Raw genomic sequence first — 21,845 nt, 5'->3', positions numbered from 1 at the left:
TGTTGTGTTTCGTCGCTACCGTGCGGCAGCACCGCTCGCGGGAGGGTGCGAGCGTCGTTTCCTAACGCTTAGCGCGAGTTTGGCGCGCCATTGGCTAGAGGAGAGCAGCAGTCGCGGGCGCCGGTCCCCGCCAGACCGGCGCCCTGCCCTCCCGCCAGCACCTCCCTCCCGTTGCCCCATGCGTTTGAAGTATCCCCACGTTCGCGCTTTCACGTTGGTCGAACTGTTGGTCGTGATCGCGATCATCGGCGTCTTGATCAGCCTGCTGCTGCCGGCGGTGCAGTCGGCCCGCGAGGCGGCCCGGCGATCGTCGTGCCAGAACAATTTGAAGCAGATGGCGCTCGCCATGCACAACTACCACGACACCTACCGGATGTTCCCGCCGGCGCGGCTGTCGAAGGACCCCAAGTTCGGTCACATGGTCGGGCTGCTGCCGTTCATCGAGGAGGGCAACGTCGCGGACCTGTTCGACCGCACCGCGCCGGGCGGCTTCGCCGACCCGTCGCACCAGCCTCTGGCGAATCTCGAGGTCGGACTCGTGCGTTGCCCGTCAAACCCGATCACCGACCCGATCAAGATGCGGCTCTCGAGCTCCACCGGCTCGAGCTACGGCGACTTCCTCACCACGACCGGCACGACCAGCGACCCGGGCGCGGCCGGCATCCTCACCGGCTGGGCCCTCGACTACTGGGTCAACCACGGCATCAACTCGTCGGCGTACGAGCTGGTGAACCCAGGGGCCGACCGGCCGTCGCCGATCTTTAAGGGGGACGAGCCGAAGATGTCGAAGGTGACCGACGGCCTGTCGAACACCACGATGGTGGTCGAGCACGCCGGCTACGACCAGCACTTCGTCCGCGGCGTTGGCATGCCGATGCCGTCTGACGATGTCACGCTCGACCAGCCGGGCGCGTGGGGCACCTGGCTCGGCTGGTGCGCCTTCATGGTGCAGACCTACCCTTCCTACACGGCCGAGACCTACCCCACCACCCTCCGCAACATCCCGGCCGGCACGGACTGTGCGATCAACTGCAACAACTCGCAGGGCGTCTTCGGCTTCCACCCCGGCGGCGCGCACGCCGGCATGGGGGACGGCAGCGTCCGGCTGCTGGCCGAGGACACGTCCGCCCGGGTGCTGATGTTCCTGGTGAGCCGCGACAGCGCCGAGGTAATCGATGACTAGCGTCCGATGGCTGGCGTGCCTCGCACTGCTGAGCGTCGGCTGCGACCAGCACCCCGCCGCCCGCGAGGTGCACGGCAGTGTGCGGGTCGACGGCCGCGCGGCCGAGGGGGTGTACGTCGTGCTGACGGAGGCAGTTGCTGCCGGCGCGCCGCCGACGGCGTCCGCCACCGCCCGCACCGATCCCGACGGCGCCTTCAAAATCCGCGTCAGCAGCGACGGCCCGTTCGCTGTCACCGCGTTCTGGCCGTCGGTCTTGCTCGACGACGGTTCGGTGGTCGAGGGCCCCGACCGCTTCGGCGGACGCTACCGCGACCCCATTCAACCCGTGACGACCTTCGCGCTGCCGAGCGGCGATGAGCCGGCCACGATGGAACCCATCAACCTCTCGCGCCGCTAGAACGCGTGGCGTCTTAACCGGAGTCAGATAACTTGCAATCGACCGCCCGCTGCCTGGCACTCGTGCTGTGCTGCCAATTCGTCGCGACCCACCAGACACTCGCCGCAGCCCCTGAACCGCCGTTGCTCCGCACCGCGCAGTCGGGCCCGTGGTCTGACCCCGCCACCTGGGACGCGGGCCGCGTCCCTCAGACGGGCGACCGGGTAGTGATTGGCCGCGAGCACCACGTGCGGTACGACGTCGCGTCGAGCGAGGTGCTGCGGCTGGTGCAGATTGTCGGCACGCTGGAGTTCGCCCGCGACCGCGACACGCGGCTCGAGGCGGGCTTGGTGCAGCTCACGGCCAGCGAGGAGCCCTCTGAGCAGGGCTTCGACTGCCATGAGACCCCCGAGCACGTCCACCCCGGCGGGCACCAGGCGACGCTGCTGATCGGCGAGCCGGGCAGCCCGCTGCCGGTCGATCACACCGCCACGATCCGCCTACATTATGTCGCAGGGATGGACCGCGAGTCGTGCCCCGCGCTCTTGAACTGCGGCGGCCGCATGGAGCTGCACGGCGCGCCGCTCGCCAAGACCTGGGTCAAGCTGCAGCGCGGCGCCGAGACGGGCGACAACCGCGTCGCGGTCGACCAGCCGGTCGCCGACTGGCGCGTGGGCGACCGGGTGATCGTCACCAGCACCACCCGGCAGCGAAATCGGCGGGGCCGCAGCGGCGCCTTCCTCGACGACGCCTTTTTCGACGGGGCCCAGACCGAGGTCCGCACGATCACCAAGATCGGCGGCCGCGACTTCACCGGCGGCTACCCGATTACGCTCGACCGGCCGCTGACGCACGATCACTACGCTGAGGGCGCCTTCCGCGCGGAGGTCGCCAACCTCAGCCGCAATGTCGTGGTGGAGTCGGCCGAGCCCGACGTCGCGCGGGGGCACACCATGATCCACGTGCACTCGCGGGGCTCGATCAGCTACGCCGAGTTCCGCCACCTCGGCAAGCAGGGCGCGCTCGGCCGCTACAGCCTGCACTACCACCTGTGCGGCGACACGATGCGCGGCAGCTCGGTCATCGGCGCGTCGATCTGGGACAGCCACAACCGCTTCCTCACCATCCACGGGACCGACGGCCTCGTGGTCCGCGACTGCGTCGGCTACAAGTCGATCGGGCACGGCTTCTTCCTCGAGGACGGCACGGAGACCAACAACGTCCTCGACCACAACCTCGCCTGCACGGTCGGTCCCGGCCGGCCACTGCCGGAGCAGGTGATCCCGTTCGACCCCAATCGCGGCGCCGGCTTCTGGTTCGCCAACTGCCAGAACGTGTTCACCCGGAACGTCGCCGCGGAGTGCGCTGAGTACGGCTACCGGTTCGACTGCAAGGCGGCCGACGGCTACGACCCGGTGCGGCCGATCCGCCAGCCGGACGGGGAGGTGGCGATGCAGGACACCCGCACCATGCCGTTCGTCCGCTTTCAGGACAACGAGGCCCACACGATGCAGTTCTTCTGCCTGAACCTCCGCGGCGTCACCCGGCCCGAGGGGGGCGGACTCGACATCTACAACCAGAACCTCACCCTCGCCGACGAGGCCGCCCAGGCGATGCCAGCGCCCGGCAAGCCGTTCTGGGTCCGCGACTTCCGCTGCTGGGAAGCCAACTGGGCCGTGCACCTGGGGACCACCGGCGTGTTTGTCGACGGGCTCGACGTGTTCGACTCGGACGTGGCGATCTGGCGCTCGATCATGGACCGCTCTGGCTACCGCCGCATCACCACCGCCAAGATGCGCGTCAACGACATCCACAACCCGCTCAGCATGGGCATGCCGCCCGAATCGGAGGACGAAAGCGGATCGCGCCGCCGCTTCGGCGGCGTGTCGAGCTTCAGCGACGAAGAGCCGCCGGTCACGCTGGTGACCCACGCCCTCCGCGACGGCGCCCTGGTCCGCGTGGCCGGCGCCACAGCCGACGCCAGCGACATCAAGCAGGTGCTGGTCAACGGCCGACCGGCCCGCTCGGTCCGCGGCAGCTACGCCGAGTGGGAGATCACCCTGCCCACGCCTTCAGAAGATCGGTTCGAGGTGGTCGCCGCCGCCGAGGACGTCAACGGCCTGGCCGATCTCGCCCCGCACGTGGTGCATGTCGGCGGCGACGCCCCGCCCGCCGCCCACCCGTCGCACCACCACGTGACGACCACGCACGGGCATCATCACGAGTGAGGCAGCCCTCGAACTATTTGCCAACTTCCGGCTGACGGCGCAGGTAGATCACGGTCGCCGCAATCAGCGAACCGACGAGGTTCGACACCAGGTCCCAGCCGGTGTTCTCGTACTCGCCGACGTTGGTCTCGGGCAGGGTCTGGAAGGCGGCGAACTCGACTACTTCGTTCAGCGCACCTGCGCCCATGCCGACGCAGACGCACAGGGTCATCAGCCCGAGCGTTGGCCGCGGGCGGACGCCGTGCTGGGCGAACGCGTAGGTCAGCCCCTGCCACGCGATCCAGGTCACCAGCCCAAAGCCGAAGGCGTGCACCACCTGGTCGTACTTCAGCCGGTCCTCGATCAGCCACAGGTTGTAGAGGACGTGGGTCTCGCCGCCGATCGGCCAGTCCACCGGGAGGTAGACCAGCCCGCCCGCCATGTGCAGCAGCCCCCACACGGCGAGCCCCCACAGCGCGCCAATGTGCAGGTCGATCTTCCGGTGCAGCGCCACCACCGCCCCGAGCAGCAGCAGGGTCACGGTCAGGTAGAACGCGAACTCCGCGTTCGGCGAGCAGATTAATCGAACCAGTGACGCCCCCAGGTACGCTGCGGTGAACACGCCCACGGCGTACTCGGAAGGTTTTAATGGGCGGTGGAAAAGCGGCATGGTTCGAAGAGTGGCAAAGACGGAAGGGACTCGCTTGCACGCCTGTCAGTCTAGCGAATGGGGGCCCGTTGTGCTGTGAGGAGACACCATCCAGGATGCCCCGTAGTGGTGATTCCGACCTGAGCAAGAGTAATCTGCGCCGCCACGGCGTGCGAAGCGTTAGCTGCTGTAAATCACTCCGAACTTCACGCCTGGCAGGTGCTCTTCCATCCACTCTTCGAAAGCACGGTCCAGGGCGTCTGGCGGCGGGAGTACTGGGAAAGGGCTGATAGGTATATTAGGAAAACCACCTGGTCTGAACTTGAATTCGATCGAATCCCGATGAGCAGGCAAGTCGGGTTCGTGCGCTGCCGTGTACGGCCCGAGGTATTTGAATCTCCGAAAGATGTTGTGGAGCGTTATCGCCTCGAGGTGCTTGCTGCGACTGAATTCCTCCAGCCAGCGGCCATCGAACGCACACCCGCTAAGGGACAGGCCGGTTAGGTTGGGCACACGCGACAGGGTCTCGAAGTCTTCGCGACTCAGCGTGCCTGCGATCGCCAGATACTCCAGCGCCGGGATATTTGTCAGGTGATGGAGCGACTCAGGATCCAGCGTTTCGCTGTCCAGCGTTAATTGCCTCAGTCGCGGCCAGGCCGCCAGATGCCGGCACCCCGCGCCAGTGAAGCCGCGGTTCCCTCGTTCGTGGAAGTAGAGGGACTCGATCTGCCCCGAGAGTAGGCCCAGGACTGCGAGTTGCTCGTCGGTAACGCGGGTATCGGCGAAGTAGATCCGCCGCACTCGAGGCAGACGCTCCATCGCAGCGACCGCCAGCGACAGGTTCGGCTCGCCGATCGGCATCAACCGGCGCTCCTCCCGCCGACCCGACAGACGCACGCCAGTAACGGCGACGAAGCAGTCGACCCCCAACCTGCTGGTAAGCCACTCCGGCGCCCAGAGTCCCGACAACCGCTTTTCGTACTGAACCGTAGCCCCGATGGCTTGCAACGCTTCAACCGCCGAACGCTGCTGTCGGACGCTGCGGGCGTAGAGCCCGATCGTGACAGCCAGCACTGTCATGCCGACGAGGACGGTTCGCAGCGAGAAGCGGAGAAGCCGCGGATAGGATCGTGACTCCACTCGATCTCCCATCAGTCAACGCGGGCTGCATCGGCAAGGGCAGTCCTGGCGGCCAACGCATCCTATCACCGAACAGGATGAATATGCGTGCCTATCAGTCTAGCGAGTGGAGGCCCGCTGTGCTGTGCGAAGCCGCTAGGCGCGCTGTCGCGTCCGACTTGGAAGAAGGTCTGAATCCTCGCGGCTCGCTGCCCGCCCTCTGCTTCCTCTGCGCCCTCTGTTCCTACCCGTTTTGACTAACAGGAGGGAGCAGAGAGAGTCGCCACTACTGCAGCGAGAACTCGGCAGGCCTGCTAGGCATGGCCGTACGGCTGACTCGCGAGACCGATCGCAGAAACCGCTGCGCCGCCGCACCTGGCCCACTCGGCGGCCTGGGCGACGCGGGCCACGTCCTCGGCCACGTCGTCCTCGAATCCGAACGTCTGCCCGTCGCAGTGGACTTCTATCGAAACGCGGTAGTCCAGCGAACAACTGCTGCCGGGCAAGGGCAGACTCTCGGACCGATACAGCAGCTGAGCTGCGCTGTGAAGGCTTCGCGCGAGGACAAGATCTAGGAAATCGCGATGGCTTCGGTGTTCGCCCAGGGCGGCGGGCGCCACGCCGACGGTTGCGGGGCGAATGCCCCACGTCGTGAACGCCAACACCGCGTGGCCGGGCCTGCCGTCGGCCACCCTTGGGGCAATGGCGGCGCGTGGGTCCGTTAGGGATCGGCGAACGCCGCGGCCGTGCCGCGGGCGCCTGCACCACTGCTGGTGATGGTTCCGCCGCTGCCAGCGTGGCCATTTCATCGCCAGGGTCGCCGAGCAGCCCATCCACTCAAGCTAACGAAGCCCGTCAAAAGGCTCCAATTCGCCATGAACTGGCGCTGTTTAGTCAGCGGCACACGATGTGCATCTTACTTGGGGCACTACGAGCGATGCTTTTCTCATTCCAATGGAGGTGCCGCAATGGCGACCAAAGCAACGAGCAACACTGCCGACAATGACAGCGCGTGGGAACGCGTGAAGGCGGCGTTCGCAAACGACTGGGAACAGACCAAGGCAGATTTTGGTTCTGACAACGCGCGCGATATGGACCAAGATGTCGACGATACCATCAAACAGGCGATCGGCTCGGACGACGCCTTTGAGAACCGTGAACAAGCATTCCGGTTCGGCTACACGTCTCAGCAGAAGTACCGGTCGGATCACCCAAAGTGGAACGACGACCTCGACACCAAGCTGCGTCGCGATTACGACGGTGACTACGACGCCGACCGCCCGTACATCCGCCACGCGTACGGATACCATCACGACTGAGCCGCACCAGAGCGGTGCGACCGATGATCTAGCGCAACCGCAGGGCAGCCCGCTGCCCTGCGGTTTTCTCGTATGCGCTGGCAGAAGTCGTCGCCGTGAAACAACTGGCGCACTGGAGCGAGAACCGCAGAGAGCAGAGCTTCAGCATGCTCGATCTGTGGCCACAAATGCCATACCGGTTGCAGCAGACAACATGGTCACGGATCGCTGCCGGCCAAGCAAGATAAGTCGCCTCAGGCAGAGCCGTTCACCCCCACCTCTCGCCCTTTGCCGCCGCTGCGTCCTCCGGTTTCCTTCCCTTCCTGTGAACAGGAGGGCGCAGAGGCAACAGAGAGAAGATCGACTGAAGCGTCAAGAACTCGGCAGGCCTGCTAGGCTCGGCCATACGCCTGCCCCGAGAGACTGCCATCGTTCGACGGCAGTCGCGGGGCAAACCACACCGCCGCGAGCAGTGTGGCGCCGATTGCCGCGACCGCGGCGCCGCCGTACCGAACCCACTCGGCCGTCTGCGCGACGCGGGCGACGTCGGCCTGTGCGCCGATCAGGCACAGGCCGCTCCCGTCCGGCACGAAGACCACACTGACGGAGCCCCCCTCGGCCAATGGGCGGTAGATGTCCTCGGCCACATCGTCCTCGAGGGCGTAGTCCTGGCCGTTGTGCTCGGCGTCTAGCCAGACGCGGTAGTTGGTTGTGCGGCTGTTGCCGCTGCCAGACGAGACTTCTCGGAGGCGGGTCACCCGGGCGGTCGTCGTGACCCCGTCGGCCTCCAGCCGGCTCATTTTGCCGCCGAGCACCAGCCCAATCGCGACCGTCACCCCGCCGGTGAAGGCAAGCGAGAGGAAGAGCAGCGGCAACCGATATTGGCGGGGCATCGCGGGAACCTCGATCTTGGGTCGGCAAGACGCAACTCAAGTGTAGGTCATCGGCCCGGCTCTGAACTTGCCAGCAGGAATCCGACGAATCCCAATTCCCTGCCGGTTTGTTACTGCAAAGCGCCACGACGTGCGGTCCAATAAGAGTGTTCGCCGTGTCGCGCTGACGCGAGAAGTTGCTTCTCCGCGGCGTGCGGTGCTGCGCCGGTGGTAAGAGAAGTCGTTGTGACGGGCCAAGCCGCCGAGGGGTCGGCGTGGGTGGGGGTTTTGTCCCCTCCGCGCGTTTATTCGGACAATACACCGGTGGCGGCGGTGGGGGGTGTGCAGCATTGTACGCTGGTATAGCAGTGCGAAACGCGTTGCGGGTGGGGGCGCCGGCGATCCGCTCGGCGAATGTGTGGGACAAAACCCCGGCGACTGCGGCAGACGCGCGGCGGAGCCGCGACGCTTTGTAGACGCACCAACTTTCCGGCTACAACCGTTACCACCACTAGAACCCGATCGCTCCTGGGCCAACCGTGGGCGAGCCGCGGTGGCGAGTCGCCCGGGGCCTACCGTAGAGGTACCATAGAGTCGCAGCCCCGTTGTTCCCCCCTGCCCTGTTCAGCCTGGCCCCGTTCGGCACGGATGAAGATCTCGACCATCCCGCAGCTCTACCGCAACGCCAACCGCTGGCGCGAGATCGTGTCGGTGCTGAGCAAGTACCAGCTGGCCGGCTGGCTGAGCCGGTTCGAGCTGCCGATCGCGACCGGTCTGCTGAAGGACTCCGAAGGGGCGGCCATCTCGCGGATCAGCCACGAGGCCCGCATCCGCCGGGCGATGGAGGAGCTCGGCCCCGCGTTCATCAAGCTCGGTCAGGTGCTGAGCACCCGGCCCGACCTGGTCGGGGCGGCACTCGCCGACGAGCTGGTGCTGCTGCAGAGCAGCGCGCCGGAGGACAAGGGGGACTGGATCCGAGCCACCATCGAGGCCGACCTGTGTGGCACGCTCGAGGAGTGCTTCGCCGAGTTCGAGATGACGCCGGTAGCGTCGGCCTCGATCGGCCAGGTGCACCGCGCCCGGCTGACCGACGGGCGGCTGGTGGCGGTCAAGGTGCGGCACGAGCACATCCAGGCCCAGGCGGCGGTCGACACCGACATCCTGATCGGGCTGGCGTCGCTGGCGGAGCGGCTGCCGGAGCTGAAAAACTACCGGCCGACCGCGGTCGCGACCGAGTTCCAGCGGACGCTGCTGCGGGAGCTGGACTTCTCGCACGAGCGGCGGCGGCTGGAGCAGTTCGGCGAGTACTTCTGCAAGTCGGACTCGGTCTGCGTGCCGGCGGCGATCCCCGAGCTCTGCTCGTCGCGGGTGCTGACCGCCGAGTGGCTCGAGGGACGCAAGGTGAGCGACCCGGAGCTCCGCACCAACGGCGCCGACCTCGAGCTGGTCGCGCGGCGCGGGGCGCAGGCGTTCCTGACGATGGTCTTCGAGCACGGCGTCTACCACGCCGACCCCCACCCGGGCAATTTGATCGTGCTGCCGGGCGACCGGGTCGGGCTGATCGACTTCGGCATGGTCGGCCGGCTGGGCGACCGGATGCGTGAGGACCTGGAGGACATGATCTCGGCGGTCGTGAACAACGACTCGCAGATGCTGACCTCGGTGGTGACCAAGGTCGGCGCGACGCCGCCGGACCTGGACGAGGCCGCCCTGGGGATGGACGTCGCGGACTTTGTCGACCACTACGGCAGCCAGCCGATCAGCGGGCTCGACCTGAGCGGCGCGCTGCACGAGCTGATCGGCATCATCCGCCGCCACCAGATCGTGCTGCCGGCGTCGCTGGCGATGCTGCTGAAGCTGATGATCATGCTCGAGGGGACCTCACGCAAGCTGGCGCCCGACTTCTCGCTGATCGAGATCCTCGCCCCGCTGCAGCGGCGGGCGCTGATGCGGAGGTTCTCGCCGGTGCGTCAGGCGCGGCGGCTGCGGCGGCTGTTCTTCGAGACCGAGCGGCTCGCAGAGACCCTGCCGCGGCGGCTCGGCAGCCTGCTAGAGCAGGTGCAGTCGGGCAAGTTCGACGTGCACCTCGACCACCGCGGGCTGGAGCCGTCGGTCAACCGGCTGGTGCTGGGGATGATGACCAGCGCGTTGTTCCTCGGCTCGTCGCTGATGGTGAGCCACGGCGTGCTGCCGATCCGGATCTGGCCGCTGGAGGGGACCTCGGCGCCGGGGCTGGCGGGCGTGGTGCTGAGCGCGATGCTCGGGATGCGGCTGCTGCGGGCGATCAGCAAGTCGGGGCGGCTGGAGCGTCGGAAGTAGCCGCGGAGGGGAGCAGCTCGGCCAGGGCGGCCTCGATGCGGGTGTTGAGGGCCTCGATCTCGTCGATCAGGTCGTCGTGCCGCTGGTCGAGATCGGCCAGCCGCTGAGCGTGCGGATTGGCCTGCGGGGAACCAGACATGCGGAGGGGACGGCGGACGCCGGCCTTTTCGGAGGGGGATCGCGATCGGAGGCCGCTCACCCGTTGGGCGCCCTCAACGCCAGAAAGATCGACCCGCCAGGGCCTGCGGGTGCACCGGATCCGGGGCGGTCGGTGGCCTGGAACCCTTTGTGGCGCCAACAGTTGCGCGTTGTGCCGGTCGGTCCTGAAAAGCCGGTCGGAGCGGCTCGGCAAGGTGTGCCGGCCAGGCAGGCTGCGAGCGGCGAGTGCGGCGCCCAGTCCGGCGAGACGCCTTGGCGCAGGCACGGTAAATTGGCTATCCTTACGAATTCCCCACAGCCCGGCAGCCTGCCGTGTGGGGGGATCACCCCGGAACGCCCTAGTTAGGATGAATCAACGACGTGGTTAAGCTGACCCTTCGCGAACGAGAAACAGCCCAAGAGGCGGTCCGCCGCTTCCGTAAACTGGTGGAGCGTAGCGGCATCAAGAAAGAGATGCGTGTCCGCGAGTTCTACGAGAAGCCGTCCGAGACCAAGCGTCGCGCCCGCCTGCGTGCCCAGCGTCGGGCCCGCCGCGAGCGGCTGCTCAACAAGTAACACTGTCAAGTAACACCGTCGAGCGCGACGCCGACTGGCGCCCCAGTGTCCGCCGGACACGTGAGCACAACGGTCAGACGCGCCGCCGAGGCGACCAGAGCCCCCGCCGCTAGCAACTGGCGTTGAAGGGGGCTTTCTTCTTGCGCGGATGGTCTTGTTGCTCGGGCGTTGCTCAGCCCTCGAGCGAGCCGGGCAGGCCTTCGACGAACTGGCGGATCTCGTCCCGCACCCGGCGGTAGACCTTCATCTTGGCCTCGTCGTCTTCCAGGTCGGCCGCCAGCCGCGGCGGGTCGTCGAACGGGTGGTGGACCACCCGGGCGTTGCCGGGGAACACGGGGCAGTTCTCGTCGGCGTGCCCGCAGACGGTCACCACCACATCAAACTCCATCGGGCCCAGGTCGGCCACGGTCTGGGACTCGTGCCCGCGGATGTCGACGCCCGCCTCCTGCATGGCGCGGACCGCGTACGGGTTGAGTCCGTGCTTCTCGATGCCGGCCGAGTAGGCGTTGAGCGCGTCGGACTTGAGGGCCCGGGCCCAGCCCTCGGCCATTTGGCTGCGGCAGGAGTTCCCGGTGCAGAGGAAGAGGAGGTTCATCGGCGTGTAGTGGGTTGTAAGTTGCGCAAGAAAAAAGCAGGGCCGGCTCATTCGAACCGGCCCTGCCTTAGGTTTCAAGCGTGCCTTCGCAGCCTAGAAGGTTCCCTCAGCACGGAGGAACCAGCCGTCGAACGCCAGGATGTTGGCGTCGTCCAGGCTGACGGTCTGGCCACCGGTGGTCGTGGCGAAGTTGTACTCCGCACGGTGCCCCAGGTCGTGCCAGGCCGAGAACAGGTAGCCGCCGCTGACGCTCAGGTTGCTGGTCAGCGCGACGGTGCCGCCGGCCTCGAGCTCGGTGACCGGGATCACCTGAGTGCCGCTAAAGTAGCTCGGTGTAAACTGGTTGGCGCCGGTGCCGTCGGTGCCAATGGCCGAGTAGTCGAGGTCGCCCACGAGCAGCGAGATGTCGCCTTTTAGGAAGACGCTCGTCATGCCGGTCTTGCCGAAGTAGCGACGACCCAGGAAGCCGCCACGCAGGCCAACGCCGGTGAAGTCGACCCGGCTAGTGGCGGAGCGGTTGGCGACCGGGACCGTCGTGCTGACGATGTTGTTGCCGTAGTTCAGCTCGGAGCTGATGTCCGCGAAACGCACGGCGCCGCTCCAGGTGATGTCCCACGCGGGGCACCAGCAGCCGCAGGGGTCGCAACCGCAGGGGTCGCAACCGCAGGGGTCGCAGCAGTCGCCGCAGCCCGAACCGAGGGCACACCCCAACGGAATGGTCTTCATGCAGGCCAGGTCGAAGTTGTTGAGTTTGACCGAGGACGAGCCGAATAGCGTGTCGCCGGTGCCTGCCGGGATTACCTCGAACGGGGCGGCGATGTCAACCGGCCCGACGCCCGCGGCGCCCGACTGGGCAATGCTGTTGAAGTTGCCGTCGCTGCTGAAGTTGGTGTAGGTGAAGCGGAATTCTTGGCCACACTCGGGGATACGAATTCCCGCGTAGACCCGGAACGAGGGGTCGAAACTCGACTCGAACTGGTGGTAGCGGATGAACTCGTCGTTCGTGCCGAGGCCCACCGTGTTGTTCTCGACATACGCCAGCTGCTCGCTGTGAGTCGCCCGGACCATCAGGTACTCGGCGCCGAATACGATCTGGTGGCTGCACCCCGAGGCGCCCAGCCCAAGCTCGGCCATGGGAGAGTCGCAGCTAACGAGCTGCACGTCGCTGCCGGAGCCAATGAACCCGGCGTTCTCGACGCCCTGAGCATCGCCTTCGAAGACCGCCAGCATGGCGTCCTGCTGGGCTCCCGCGGTGTTTGTCAGAAGACCTAGGGCAATGCCCAGGGTCAGCGCATACCTTGCGCGTAAGAAGTTTCTCATTTCGGTTTCCCCCCTTGTGGATCCCAGTCGCGTGGCTTGGCGAACTCCGCCTGCGGGGCCACGCTAGCTGGATTGAGCGTCCGTAGAACGCACCCCGTAGCGATCACGGGACGTATCCAAGAATCGGAAACCGGAACATCCGCACTTTGCTTTTTTTCGACACAATCCATGCAACCCCGCCGAGCGGAGCAACCGCCACAACCCCACCTGAGCCCCGGCCAGTCCCGTCGATGCCGGCTCTTGCCGGTTGCAACGGGAGCTGCTCAGTCGGCCTGGTTGGCCTGCTGATCTGCCCCAGATGGTTGCTAGCCTGACTGCTAGCAGGAGGGGCGCCAGCGATGGCAGCGCGCAAAAAGAAACGGCGGCGCCGTAGTCACCCCTACCCGAGTGAACGGCGCCGCCGCTTGGCGTTCTCAATGGACTACTTGCGGCGGACTAATCGGCACCGCCGGACGACGAGCGTGGCGCACGACAGCTGCTCACCACGCCCCGCGATCGTTCGGCAGCTCCGGGCGTCTTCTCGCCCAGAGCACCACCCAGCCGGTCGCTGGAGTCCTGCAGCCTTGCAGCTGCCGGTTTCAAAGCAGACGCGCCTCGACATGGGCCACCTCCACGGATCCACCTGAGAATCGTTCCGCCCTCAGCGGGGCAAGCCACCCCAAACAGGGGGCCACGCTGAAGGCACGCGAACGCTAGTCCAGGGCTACCGTCGGCGGTAGCGGACGGCGGCCAGCGCCATCATCGCCAGGAAGCCGGCTGCCGGCTCGGGGATCTCGCCTTCGCCGGTCAGCTCGAACATCTCGACGCCGTCCATCGTGTTGTAGTTCCGCAGGCCGGTGCCGTTGATGTAGACATCGGTCGTCTGATCGAAGTCCGGCAGCGTCTGCGACTGCGAGCTGGTCGAGCCGTTCGCGGCCGTGAAGGTCGTGGTCAGGACCGAGTTGTCCGAGCTGTCGTTGCCGTTGACGTCGAAGAACACCATCCGGTAGTCCGGGTGTGGGTAGATCTCGACGCCCGGATTCGCGGCCAGGTAGTCTGGGTCGACGTCGATGTCGACCTGGAAGCGGACGGTCTCGTTCGGCTGCAGGCCATCAACGAAATCGACAACCAGCAGCGTGTCGCCGTCGTCCGGCGAGCTGCTGCTAATGTTGATTCCAGGCGTGGTGACGCCGAGCTTGGCGAACGACAGCAGCACGTCGTCGGAGAAGTCGTACTGGGGCTTCGCGATCGACATCGTGAACCGCGACATCACCTCCGCCGCGGTGGACGTGTTGGTGATCTCAATGAACGGCATGTTCCGCTTCCGGATGCGGGCGACAGCCGAGTCCCAGCCCTCGTAGTGCTTGACGATCGCTTCGTCGGGAGTGCCCTCAGCCTCCATCAGCGCCTCGCTGAACGAGAGTGAGAATTCGTAGGAATTCACGGCACGGGCGTCGGCCGCGAGCGTCGCCACGGCGAGCGCCGCGAGACAGGTTGCTAGTTGATTTCGCATGAGTTGATAAATCCTTGTCCCAGCGCCGGCTGAGCCGACTTGCTGGAGCGTTTGATACTTTTGGGTAGGACGCCCGGCATGCTTTTGCCGGGCAACGATGTCTGACACGAACGCTAGGACCGGGTGAGGCCCCAGCGCAACGCCGCGCAAAGAGACGCGGCCAGATTCAACGGACGCCAATTGAGGAGCACTACGCAGCAGGGCAGGCGCACAGCGCCAGACCGGTTGCGTCTTTGCTCGTGGAACAGTCCTGGGCGTCAGAGCGCCGGGCGGGGAGCAGCAAACGAGTTGCTGCGGATGAGTCAGCTAGAGGGGTCTGCGGAGCGCATACAAATAAAGGAATTGGCTCGCAGGCGACACGACGCGATCAGAATCTCGCGCCAGTGAGGGGCCCAAATGGCTGACTCGGTGAATGCCCGGACGTGACGCGGAGGAGTCCCGCGACCGCCGAATTGACATTCATGAGTTCACCCCTCTTCAGAAACTTAATAAAGCAGCGGAATTAAGGCAGTTGAGACCGCTACGGGCGGAACGGCTGTCCGCACCTGATATATAGACTAAGCGGGGCACTGGTGACTGTCAACAAGTTTTCTCAAAACTCGCAGGTCGCCCTGACCGTCACACTCAAACAAAAAAGAGACGCGGCGGGGTCCCCTCAAGCTCCATGCTCTACCCGCCGCGTCCAAGCCGAGATGCCCCTCCCCAAGGGCGCCTCAACCCGGCAAATCTAGCTCGCGGGCTCAGGGGGTCAAACCGTTGTGGCAACCCGCTTTACGGTCGCTCAAATCCTCCCCCAATCCAGGCCGAAATCGAACGATCCTGACGAATGAGTCAGCGCCCCGACGCTAATCCGATCAACCCCGCTGGCGGCAATTCCGGCCACGGTTTGCAGGTTCACGCCACCTGAGGCCTCCAGGACGACCCCCGCGTGGCCGGAATCCCGCACCCCAACCGCTCGCCGCAGCTGCTCGTTGCTCATGTTATCCAGTAGCACGATATCCGGCCGTGCCGGCAGCACCTGCTCGAGCTGATCGAGCGAGTCAACCTCGACCTCGATGACCGTCCCCGCGGGCGCCTGCTGGCGGGCAGAGCGGACCGCGTCGGCGGGCGTCACGCCTGCACTGGCGGCGTGGGCCAGATGGTTGTCCTTAATCAGGACCGCGTCGTAGAGCCCGGTGCGGTGGTTGTGGCCGCCGCCGCAGCCGACGGCGTACTTCTCTAAGCGGCGCCAGCCGGGGGTCGTTTTGCGGGTGTCGTAGATCGCCGCCTGCCCGGCGACCTCGTCGACAAAGCGGCTAGCGAGCGTCGCCACGCCCGATAGCCGGCAGAGGAAATTCAGCATCGTGCGTTCGCAGGTGAGCAGGTCGATTGCCGGGCCCGACATCGTGGCGACCGCGTCGCCCGGGGCTACGCTGTCCCCGTCAGCGGCGAGCAACTCGACCTCGATTGCGGCGCCCGCCTCGGTGGCGACCAGCGGCAGGATCGGCAGCCCCGCGACGACCCCCGTGCCCCGCGACACGAACGACGCCGTCGCCTGACCGCCTCCGTCCGCCACGCACTGTGAGGTGAGGTCGGTTTGATGGTCGAGGTCCTCCTGCAACGCCAGACGGATCAGCGTTTGGGCGGCGAGCTCGGTGGCTGCGTCCCAGGAGATCTGTGAAAAATCGGCGGCCAACTCTCTTCCTCTCGGTACGGGGTCTGGCGGCGTGCTAACCTAGGAGTCTGATGCCCACGCTCCCGGTTGGCAATCCACTGCCGTGCCCAAGCCCCTGCTCCGACGACTCGACCAACTGGCCGTGGCCGCGCTGACGTTCGTGGCGATGCTCGGCTTTGCGGCGTGGCTGGCGGTCCATCAGCAGGCTGCCCCCGGGCTGATCGAGATCGACCACGCCACCCCGCTCCGGTACCAGTACCTCGTCAACGTGAACGAAGCGACCTGGCCCGAGCTGGCCCAACTGCCTGGGATCGGCCAGGTGCTCGCACAGCGGATCGTCGATTCCCGTGACACCGAGGGACGATACCGGACCGCCGACGACTTAATGCGGGTCAACGGCATCGGCCCCCGCAAGCTGGCCCAGATGCAGCGGTACCTGCTGCCGCTGGCCGAGGACGACGCGGTCGCCCAGCAGTAAGGGAACTTCGGGCGTGGGCCGCACTGCGGTACGGACTCGACACACGTTGGCCAATCAACCATCCTGGGGGCGTCAGTCAGCCGATTTCTCGATCGACGCCAACACGCCCCTGCATCGACTTGCGAGCCTGATCTATGCCCCCTACCCCTCCTCCTGGCGGTCTGCACGTTGTGGTCGTGCACTTCCCCATCGCGCTACTGTTCGTAGTTCCGCTGTTTGTCGTGCTCACGGCGGTCACCGGCCTACGGACGATGTTGGTGTGCACGTTAATCTTGATGCTGTTGGGCGTGGGGGCAGCATTCGTCGCCACCAGCACGGGAGACGAGGCCATGAACTGGATGGGCGAATTTGACGAAGAAGTCGAAGCCGAGGACGACCCCTACGATGTCCTCGACCACCACGAGGAGCAGGCTATATACGCCCGCAACTTGTTTACCGCCCTAACAGTGCTGTACCTCGGCGTCGGCCTGCTCACAACCTTCTACAAGCCGCTTGCCAAGATCGGCCCTCGGATCCTCATCAACCTGATCTTCCTGGGCCTGTGGATGTACCCCGTCACCGAGCTCGCCAACGCGGCCCACGAGGGGGGCAGGCTGGTGCACCAATTCGGATTGCGTTCGCCCCTCGCCGAGACGGTGGACGCCGAAGAGGCAGAGGAAGAAGAACTCGACGACGAAGCAGCGGACGACGATGAAGACGACGATTCTGCGGACGCCGGCGAAGGCGCCGACTCCGAGGATGGCGACTCTGCGGAAAGCGGCGCCCCGGACGATCAGCCCGGCGCCGACCCAGCCGAGACCGACGCCACGCCCGCCGTTGCTGGGGCCGAATAGCCGGGGATCCGATGAATCAAATCCGCAGCCTGACCCGCGACACCTGGTGGCTCTGGGCCGCCGTGGCGGTGCTGACCGCCCTGCAGATCCACTACATCAGCTGGTTCTTCCTGGTCAACGTGCCGATCCTGCTGATCGTGTTCGTCTACTTCGCGTTCATCCGCTACGACAGCAACGGCAACCTACGGGCCCAGAATCCCTAGAAACCAGAACCCCGAGAAGACCAACGGCGACTAGCCGGCCACGAACGGCCGCAGCTTCTCGGCGATCTCGTCCGGCAGCGGCACGGCGACCGGCGGCTTGCCAGGCTCGATGCGGCAGCAGACGCTGGTCATTGCCCCGGTGGCAACCTCAACCCCGCCGCAGGTCATCTCGAATCGGTAGGTGATGCTCTTGCCACCCAACCTGGTAATAGCGACCTCGATATCAAGAACGTCCTCGCAGCGGACCGGGGAGGCGTAGTCGCACTCGGCATTGACCCGGGGGAAGCTGATGGCGAGGTCATCACCGTGCGACTGGAAGACGCTCAGCCCAAGGCTCCGCAGCAGGGCGTGCTCGGCCGACTCCATGTAGCGGAAGAAGGCCGAGAAATGGGCGATGCCGGCCATGTCGGTATCGGAGAACTCGACGAACCGCTGAGTGCGAAAGACTTCTGGCATGGCAAGGGCCACCGGAGGAGCGAGTCGTGATCGGTCGCGACCGTAACGCCCCTACACTGCCGTGCTGCACGAACCGACCAAACGGCCCGTCAGGCTAGCTAGCAGCCGGCCCAGGCACAACGCGACGTTCGGCAGCCGATCAGTCGCCGACGTACGGCATGAGCGCCATGAAGCGTGCCCGCTTGATCGCCCGGGCGACCGCATTCTGGCTCGCGGCGTGGCAGCCACTCTTGCGGCGGCTAACGATCCGGCCGTGGCGGTTGGTGAGCTTCGAGAGCAGCTCGAGGTCCTTGTAGTCGACGTACATCGGGGTTGGCTTCACGCCATCGATGAACAACGGGTCCTTCTTTGGCGTCTTCACCTTGGAACGCCGCTTGTTGTTCGGGCCGGTGCTACGCCGCTTCTTGCCAAACGCCATGGTCGAAAGCTTGTTATGTGGGGTGTGGGAGTGCCAACATCATTACAAGCCCCGCATTATACGACGGTCGGCTTTCGACGCAACCCCGTAGCCGCACCCCGCCCCTGCCCGGCGGGGACGACCGTTGGATCCCGTACCACCAGGGGTCGTCTGCCGCCCCGGCTGCATTCCTTAGATCGACGCTCTGCGGCGGCCATTCGCAGGCGAATGCCCGCCAAATGAGACTCGGATTTGGGCCCCAAACGTCTTGCATCCCACCGCAGATTGGCCGATGCTGAGCCTGGCGGAGGGCGCCTATCGGCCAGCGGGAAAGGCCCGGTGTTTACCTCTGTCACGCTCATCCAAGTCAGGTTTACGGCCAACAGCCCTGCTGTGTGTCGTCGACGGGTGACCTACGCCTGAGGAGACGCCCTGTGCCTGCTCGACCGAATCAACCTGGCGTCGGACCACCGCCTGCACGACTACGGGCAGAAGAACCGCCTCCGACAGCAGACCGCGGAGCCTCAACGAACAAGCCCGCCGCAGCAAACCGCAGCGACCCTCCGCAGCCGACCGCTGGCCCCCACGGTGGCGCGCCGGCGGCGTTCGACCCCAGGTCGGCGGTCGACGCGATGCCGACCGCCTGTGGCTGGTTCTCCGCCACGGGCGAGCTGCTCCACGGCAACGACCTGCTGATCGACCTGATGGGCGAACGGCCTGCCCGTGAGGCCCCCCTGCGGAGCCTCGGGTTCGAGGTCGATGAACTCGCTTCCGCGGCCGCCCAATCTGCCGTCGGCTCGGTGCTGCGTCGGCAGACCTGCCCCGACGCCCTTGCAGGCGCCGCGCGGAGACTTCGGCTCGACGCCCGGGTGCTGCTCGACCACTCCCTTCTGTGCGTGCTGACGGACGCGCCTCCCGAAGTTGACCCGGGTGGCGATTCCGTCGCCGAGATCAAGTCTGAACGCGATCGCCTGCGCGGCATCCTCGACAGCGTAGCGGCGGGAGTCGTGGTGATGGACTTTAGCGGGACCATACTGGGGGCGTACTCCGTTAGCTGCGGCGGCCAAGCAAGCCCCCTCCGCCCTGGCGACATGATCCACGACCACAAGGGCGCCTTCGACGTCCGCCTGCCGAGCGGCGAAGCGGTCCCGTTTGAGGAGTGGCCGTACCTCCGGATGATGAACGGCAGGCCTGTCGAAGACATGCTGTTGTGCGTCCGACCCGTCGACAATCCGAGCGGCGGCTGGTTTCGCTACAACGGAAGCGTGGTGCAAGACACCACCACTGGCCAGCCGCTGATCGTGATGACTGTCCGCGACGAGACCGACAGCCAGCAGGCGTTTTCCGCCCTGCGAGAGAGCGAGGAGCGGTACCGCACGCTCTTCGAGAATGAGAGCGTCGGCCTCACGGTCGTCGACGCCTACACCGGCAGGTACGTCGCCGCGAACAACCGCTTCTGCGAGATGCTGGGCTACCGCCACGACGAGCTGGTGCGGCTCACTATTGGCGACGTCACGCACCCAGAAGACCGCGAGCGGGATGTCGCTCGCTACAAGCAGGCGGTTACCGATGGCGTCCGCCAGTACGGCATGGAGAAACGCTTCCTCAAGAAGGACGGTACTTGCGTGTGGGCCTGGCTGGAGGCCGTGATGCGCGGCCGCAGCGGCGCCAATTCTGCGCACGCCTACGGTATCGTCATCGATATCACGGCGAAGAAGCAGGCGGCGGAACGGCTTCGCGAGAGCGAGTCTCGCTTCCGCGCCGTTCTTGAGAACGCCGCGGTGGGCGTCTTTATCGCCGACCTCCCTAGTGGCAAGATCCGCTTAGCCAACCGGCAGCTGGCAGATATGCTCCACTACTCGCAGGACGAGATCCTCAAGCTGAATGTAGGCGATATCGCCCACCCGGACGACCGCGGCCGCGGCCAACTCGAGGCCAAGAAGACTCTCGAACGGGGAGAGCGCCACTTTGAGATTGACAAGCGTTACCGCTGCAAGGATGGCGCCATCAAGTGGGTGACGCTCTCGATTGCGATTCAGACCGACGACCTTGGCACGCCGACCGAGGCGATTTCTGTCGTGCGCGACATCACGGCCCGCAAGGTAGCCGAACAACGCCTGCGTGATAGCGAGGCCCGCTTCCGCGGCCTGGCGGAATCGATCCCGGCCGCGGTCTGGGTCGCCGAACCCGATGGCCGACTCAGGTACCGCAACCAACGGAGCCTCGAGCTCTACCAGGGCTCGCACTTCGACGACGTCTCTGGCTGGCAGCCGCCGGTGGTCCACCCCAACGACATTGGCCGCCGGAACGCGGCGTGGTCTCGCAGCCTCAGCACCGGCGAACCGTACGAGGTCGAAATGCGGATTGCCACCCCCGAGCAGTCTGGCTACCGCTGGATGCAGTCCCGCGCAGTCGCCGGGCGGGACGACAGCGGCGAGATTGAGGGCTGGTACGGCACCACCACCGATATCCACGACCTGAAGATCGCCGAGCAGGAGCTGCAGCGTGAGCGGGATCGCTTCATGGTCACGGCGGAGGCGTCGCCCGGGGTGCTGAACTCTGTCCGCTTCACCTCGGACGAATCGATGGAGTTCACCTACCTCAGCCCCGGCATCTATGAATTGACAGGGCTCACACCTTCCCAACTGCAGAGCAACGCTTACGCCCTGCGGGATCGAGTGCACCCCGACGACCTGAAGCCGTTCCGGGAGGCTGTGCTCACCGCGGTCCGGGAACGTACCGGCTGGGTCCACCAGTTCCGGCTGCTGCACCCCGAGCGGGGCGAGAGGTGGCTCGAGGGGCGGTACTCGCTCGGCTCGGTCGAAGACGGTGTCGTGACCCAACACGGCGTGCTGAGCGACGTCACCGAGTCCCGGCGGCTCGCCGACCGGCTCCGCGATACCCAGAAAATGGAGGCCATCGGCCGGCTGGCCGGCGGCGTCGCGCACGACTTCAACAACCTCTTGGCGGTGATCCTCGGCGAGGCCGAGCTGCAACTCGAGTCGATGGACCCCGACGCGCCGACGCACGAGACCCTCAGCATCATCGCCGACGCCGCCGGCCGGGGTTCGGCCCTGACACGGCAGCTGCTCACGTTCAGCCGCCGGCAGCCGCACCAGCCCCGCGAGCTCGAGTTGAACGAACAGGTCGACTCGCTCAGCAAGCTGCTCCAGCGGCTCGCCGGCAACTCCGTTCGCTGCGAGTTCGTGCTCGACGCGCAGCCGCTGCCGGTGCTGGCCGACCCGGTGCAGCTCGAGCAGGCGCTGTTCAACCTGGTGGTCAACGCGCGCGACGCGATCTCCTCGAGCGACGGCGTCGTGGTCATCAAGACCGGCGTCAACCAGGGCGAGACGGTCGAGGAGCGTCTGGCCGGCGTGCGGTGGGCCGAGCTCTCGGTGACGGACAACGGCGCCGGCATCGCGAAGGAGGCATTCGACCGGATGTTCGAACCGTTCTTCACCACCAAAGAAGCCAACAAGGGGACCGGCCTGGGCCTGGCCGTCGTCCACGGGATCGTCGAGCAGTGCGGGGGAAAGGTCGTGGGGAGGTCCCGGCCCGAAGGGGGCGCTACGTTCCGCATACTGTTGCCGCTGCGCGACCAACACACGACGTCGCCCAACGACGGCTCTTCTGAGCCCCACCCTCCCAGGCCCCGGTGGTCCGCGGACCTCTAGCGCGGC

21 protein-coding genes are annotated in these 21,845 nt (G+C 66.2%); 10 read left to right on the top strand and 11 right to left on the bottom strand.

Going from position 1 to position 21,845, the window contains the following annotated elements; translation table 11 throughout:
- Positions 1 to 178: 178 nt before the first annotated feature.
- From Pla123a_RS02545 to Pla123a_RS02535, 3 genes are read left to right on the top strand one after another with little or no spacing between them, the layout of a single operon-like run.
- Entirely contained in the window at positions 179 to 1,183 is a 1,005-nt protein-coding gene (locus Pla123a_RS02545) for a DUF1559 family PulG-like putative transporter (protein WP_146583950.1), read from the top strand.
- Positions 1,176 to 1,580 carry a hypothetical protein gene (locus tag Pla123a_RS02540; RefSeq protein ID WP_146583949.1) on the top strand — a complete coding sequence of 135 codons (405 nt, stop codon included), beginning with the start codon at positions 1,176 to 1,178 and terminating at the stop codon, positions 1,578 to 1,580. The genes Pla123a_RS02545 and Pla123a_RS02540 overlap by 8 nt, the downstream gene beginning before the upstream one ends.
- A 32-nt stretch (positions 1,581 to 1,612) precedes the next feature.
- A complete protein-coding gene (locus Pla123a_RS02535) occupies positions 1,613 to 3,787 on the top strand; it encodes a G8 domain-containing protein (RefSeq protein ID WP_197527604.1) in 2,175 nt (724 codons plus the stop codon).
- A 13-nt stretch (positions 3,788 to 3,800) separates the two neighbouring features.
- On the opposite strand, the gene Pla123a_RS02530 is transcribed toward Pla123a_RS02535, so the two are convergent.
- From Pla123a_RS02530 to Pla123a_RS02520, 3 genes are all read right to left on the bottom strand, one after another.
- Positions 3,801 to 4,436 (bottom strand): DUF2238 domain-containing protein, encoded by a 636-nt coding sequence (locus Pla123a_RS02530; protein WP_146583948.1) that lies wholly within the window; start codon positions 4,434 to 4,436, stop codon positions 3,801 to 3,803.
- Positions 4,437 to 4,595: 159 nt separating this feature from the next.
- Entirely contained in the window at positions 4,596 to 5,555 is a 960-nt protein-coding gene (locus tag Pla123a_RS02525) for a hypothetical protein (protein WP_146583947.1), read from the bottom strand.
- Positions 5,556 to 5,848: 293 nt separating this feature from the next.
- Positions 5,849 to 6,040 carry a hypothetical protein gene (locus Pla123a_RS02520; RefSeq protein WP_146583946.1) on the bottom strand — a complete coding sequence of 64 codons (192 nt, stop codon included), beginning with the start codon at positions 6,038 to 6,040 and terminating at the stop codon, positions 5,849 to 5,851.
- A 462-nt stretch (positions 6,041 to 6,502) separates the two neighbouring features.
- Here Pla123a_RS02520 and Pla123a_RS02515 point away from each other — a divergent pair, with 462 nt between their 5' ends.
- A complete protein-coding gene (locus tag Pla123a_RS02515) occupies positions 6,503 to 6,853 on the top strand; it encodes a hypothetical protein (RefSeq protein WP_146583945.1) in 351 nt (116 codons plus the stop codon).
- 371 nt (positions 6,854 to 7,224) lie between these two features.
- On the opposite strand, the gene Pla123a_RS02510 is transcribed toward Pla123a_RS02515, so the two are convergent.
- On the bottom strand, positions 7,225 to 7,725 hold the full coding sequence (locus Pla123a_RS02510; RefSeq protein WP_146583944.1) for a DUF3592 domain-containing protein: 501 nt from the start codon (positions 7,723 to 7,725) through the stop codon (positions 7,225 to 7,227).
- Between the two features lie 627 nt (positions 7,726 to 8,352).
- On the opposite strand from Pla123a_RS02510, the gene Pla123a_RS02505 reads away from it, so the two are divergent.
- Positions 8,353 to 10,023 carry an ABC1 kinase family protein gene (locus tag Pla123a_RS02505; protein ID WP_146583943.1) on the top strand — a complete coding sequence of 557 codons (1,671 nt, stop codon included), beginning with the start codon at positions 8,353 to 8,355 and terminating at the stop codon, positions 10,021 to 10,023.
- On the opposite strand, the gene Pla123a_RS24435 is transcribed toward Pla123a_RS02505, so the two are convergent.
- Positions 9,989 to 10,162, bottom strand: coding sequence for a hypothetical protein (locus Pla123a_RS24435; protein ID WP_197527603.1), 174 nt, complete (start codon positions 10,160 to 10,162; stop codon positions 9,989 to 9,991). The genes Pla123a_RS02505 and Pla123a_RS24435 overlap by 35 nt on opposite strands.
- Positions 10,163 to 10,542: 380 nt before the next feature.
- On the opposite strand from Pla123a_RS24435, the gene rpsU reads away from it, so the two are divergent.
- Positions 10,543 to 10,737: a 30S ribosomal protein S21 gene (rpsU, locus tag Pla123a_RS02500; RefSeq protein ID WP_146583942.1), complete on the top strand. Its 195-nt coding sequence runs from the start codon at positions 10,543 to 10,545 to the stop codon at positions 10,735 to 10,737.
- 172 nt (positions 10,738 to 10,909) lie between these two features.
- Here rpsU and Pla123a_RS02495 read toward each other — a convergent pair whose 3' ends face one another.
- The 4 genes from Pla123a_RS02495 to nadC form a co-directional block, all read right to left on the bottom strand.
- Positions 10,910 to 11,332, bottom strand: a complete 423-nt coding sequence (locus tag Pla123a_RS02495; RefSeq protein ID WP_146583941.1) for an arsenate reductase ArsC — start codon at positions 11,330 to 11,332, stop codon at positions 10,910 to 10,912.
- Between the two features lie 93 nt (positions 11,333 to 11,425).
- Positions 11,426 to 12,652, bottom strand: a complete 1,227-nt coding sequence (locus Pla123a_RS02490) for an Lpg1974 family pore-forming outer membrane protein (protein ID WP_146583940.1) — start codon at positions 12,650 to 12,652, stop codon at positions 11,426 to 11,428.
- Between the two features lie 703 nt (positions 12,653 to 13,355).
- Positions 13,356 to 14,144, bottom strand: coding sequence for a hypothetical protein (locus tag Pla123a_RS02485; protein WP_146583939.1), 789 nt, complete (start codon positions 14,142 to 14,144; stop codon positions 13,356 to 13,358).
- A 781-nt stretch (positions 14,145 to 14,925) separates the two neighbouring features.
- Entirely contained in the window at positions 14,926 to 15,819 is an 894-nt protein-coding gene (gene nadC, locus Pla123a_RS02480; protein WP_146583938.1) for a carboxylating nicotinate-nucleotide diphosphorylase, read from the bottom strand.
- 82 nt (positions 15,820 to 15,901) lie between these two features.
- Here nadC and Pla123a_RS02475 point away from each other — a divergent pair, with 82 nt between their 5' ends.
- The 3 genes from Pla123a_RS02475 (at position 15,902) to Pla123a_RS02465 (ending at position 17,312) form a co-directional block, all read left to right on the top strand.
- Positions 15,902 to 16,276: a ComEA family DNA-binding protein gene (locus tag Pla123a_RS02475; protein WP_197527602.1), complete on the top strand. Its 375-nt coding sequence runs from the start codon at positions 15,902 to 15,904 to the stop codon at positions 16,274 to 16,276.
- A 134-nt stretch (positions 16,277 to 16,410) separates the two neighbouring features.
- The gene (locus Pla123a_RS02470) at positions 16,411 to 17,109 is read left to right on the top strand and encodes a hypothetical protein (RefSeq protein ID WP_146583937.1); all 699 of its coding nucleotides are present in this window, start codon (positions 16,411 to 16,413) and stop codon (positions 17,107 to 17,109) included.
- Between the two features lie 11 nt (positions 17,110 to 17,120).
- Positions 17,121 to 17,312: a hypothetical protein gene (locus Pla123a_RS02465; protein ID WP_146583936.1), complete on the top strand. Its 192-nt coding sequence runs from the start codon at positions 17,121 to 17,123 to the stop codon at positions 17,310 to 17,312.
- A 30-nt stretch (positions 17,313 to 17,342) separates the two neighbouring features.
- On the opposite strand, the gene Pla123a_RS02460 is transcribed toward Pla123a_RS02465, so the two are convergent.
- Together Pla123a_RS02460 and rpsR are read right to left on the bottom strand one after the other, a co-directional pair.
- Complete coding sequence (locus Pla123a_RS02460) at positions 17,343 to 17,768, bottom strand: acyl-CoA thioesterase (protein WP_146583935.1); 426 nt, start codon at positions 17,766 to 17,768, stop codon at positions 17,343 to 17,345.
- Positions 17,769 to 17,907: 139 nt separating this feature from the next.
- Positions 17,908 to 18,186, bottom strand: a complete 279-nt coding sequence (gene rpsR / locus Pla123a_RS02455; protein WP_146583934.1) for a 30S ribosomal protein S18 — start codon at positions 18,184 to 18,186, stop codon at positions 17,908 to 17,910.
- 611 nt (positions 18,187 to 18,797) lie between these two features.
- Here rpsR and Pla123a_RS02450 point away from each other — a divergent pair.
- Entirely contained in the window at positions 18,798 to 21,839 is a 3,042-nt protein-coding gene (locus tag Pla123a_RS02450) for a PAS domain S-box protein (RefSeq protein ID WP_146583933.1), read from the top strand.
- Positions 21,840 to 21,845 lie beyond the last annotated feature (6 nt).

Origin of the sequence: Posidoniimonas polymericola, from assembly GCF_007859935.1 — a bacterium.
Lineage (GTDB): Bacteria > Planctomycetota > Planctomycetia > Pirellulales > Lacipirellulaceae > Posidoniimonas > Posidoniimonas polymericola.
Note: the sequence above shows the minus strand (reverse complement) of the source record. Positions and strands in the feature narration are given on the sequence as shown.

Excerpts from the sequence above, each read along its gene's own strand:
- Pla123a_RS02545 (WP_146583950.1), top strand. The coding sequence starts at position 179 with ATGCGTTTGAAGTATCCCCACGTTCGCGCTTTCACGTTGGTCGAACTG.
- Pla123a_RS02540 (WP_146583949.1), top strand. The coding sequence starts at position 1,176 with ATGACTAGCGTCCGATGGCTGGCGTGCCTCGCACTGCTGAGCGTCGGC.
- Pla123a_RS02530 (WP_146583948.1), bottom strand. The coding sequence starts at position 4,436 with ATGCCGCTTTTCCACCGCCCATTAAAACCTTCCGAGTACGCCGTGGGC.
- Pla123a_RS02515 (WP_146583945.1), top strand. The coding sequence starts at position 6,503 with ATGGCGACCAAAGCAACGAGCAACACTGCCGACAATGACAGCGCGTGG.
- Pla123a_RS02510 (WP_146583944.1), bottom strand. The coding sequence starts at position 7,725 with ATGCCCCGCCAATATCGGTTGCCGCTGCTCTTCCTCTCGCTTGCCTTC.
- Pla123a_RS02505 (WP_146583943.1), top strand. The coding sequence starts at position 8,353 with ATGAAGATCTCGACCATCCCGCAGCTCTACCGCAACGCCAACCGCTGG.
- Pla123a_RS24435 (WP_197527603.1), bottom strand. The coding sequence starts at position 10,162 with ATGTCTGGTTCCCCGCAGGCCAATCCGCACGCTCAGCGGCTGGCCGAT.
- Pla123a_RS02495 (WP_146583941.1), bottom strand. The coding sequence starts at position 11,332 with ATGAACCTCCTCTTCCTCTGCACCGGGAACTCCTGCCGCAGCCAAATG.
- Pla123a_RS02490 (WP_146583940.1), bottom strand. The coding sequence starts at position 12,652 with ATGAGAAACTTCTTACGCGCAAGGTATGCGCTGACCCTGGGCATTGCC.
- Pla123a_RS02485 (WP_146583939.1), bottom strand. The coding sequence starts at position 14,144 with ATGCGAAATCAACTAGCAACCTGTCTCGCGGCGCTCGCCGTGGCGACG.
- Pla123a_RS02470 (WP_146583937.1), top strand. The coding sequence starts at position 16,411 with ATGCCCCCTACCCCTCCTCCTGGCGGTCTGCACGTTGTGGTCGTGCAC.
- Pla123a_RS02465 (WP_146583936.1), top strand. The coding sequence starts at position 17,121 with ATGAATCAAATCCGCAGCCTGACCCGCGACACCTGGTGGCTCTGGGCC.
- Pla123a_RS02460 (WP_146583935.1), bottom strand. The coding sequence starts at position 17,768 with ATGCCAGAAGTCTTTCGCACTCAGCGGTTCGTCGAGTTCTCCGATACC.
- rpsR (WP_146583934.1), bottom strand. The coding sequence starts at position 18,186 with ATGGCGTTTGGCAAGAAGCGGCGTAGCACCGGCCCGAACAACAAGCGG.
- Pla123a_RS02450 (WP_146583933.1), top strand. The coding sequence starts at position 18,798 with ATGCCGACCGCCTGTGGCTGGTTCTCCGCCACGGGCGAGCTGCTCCAC.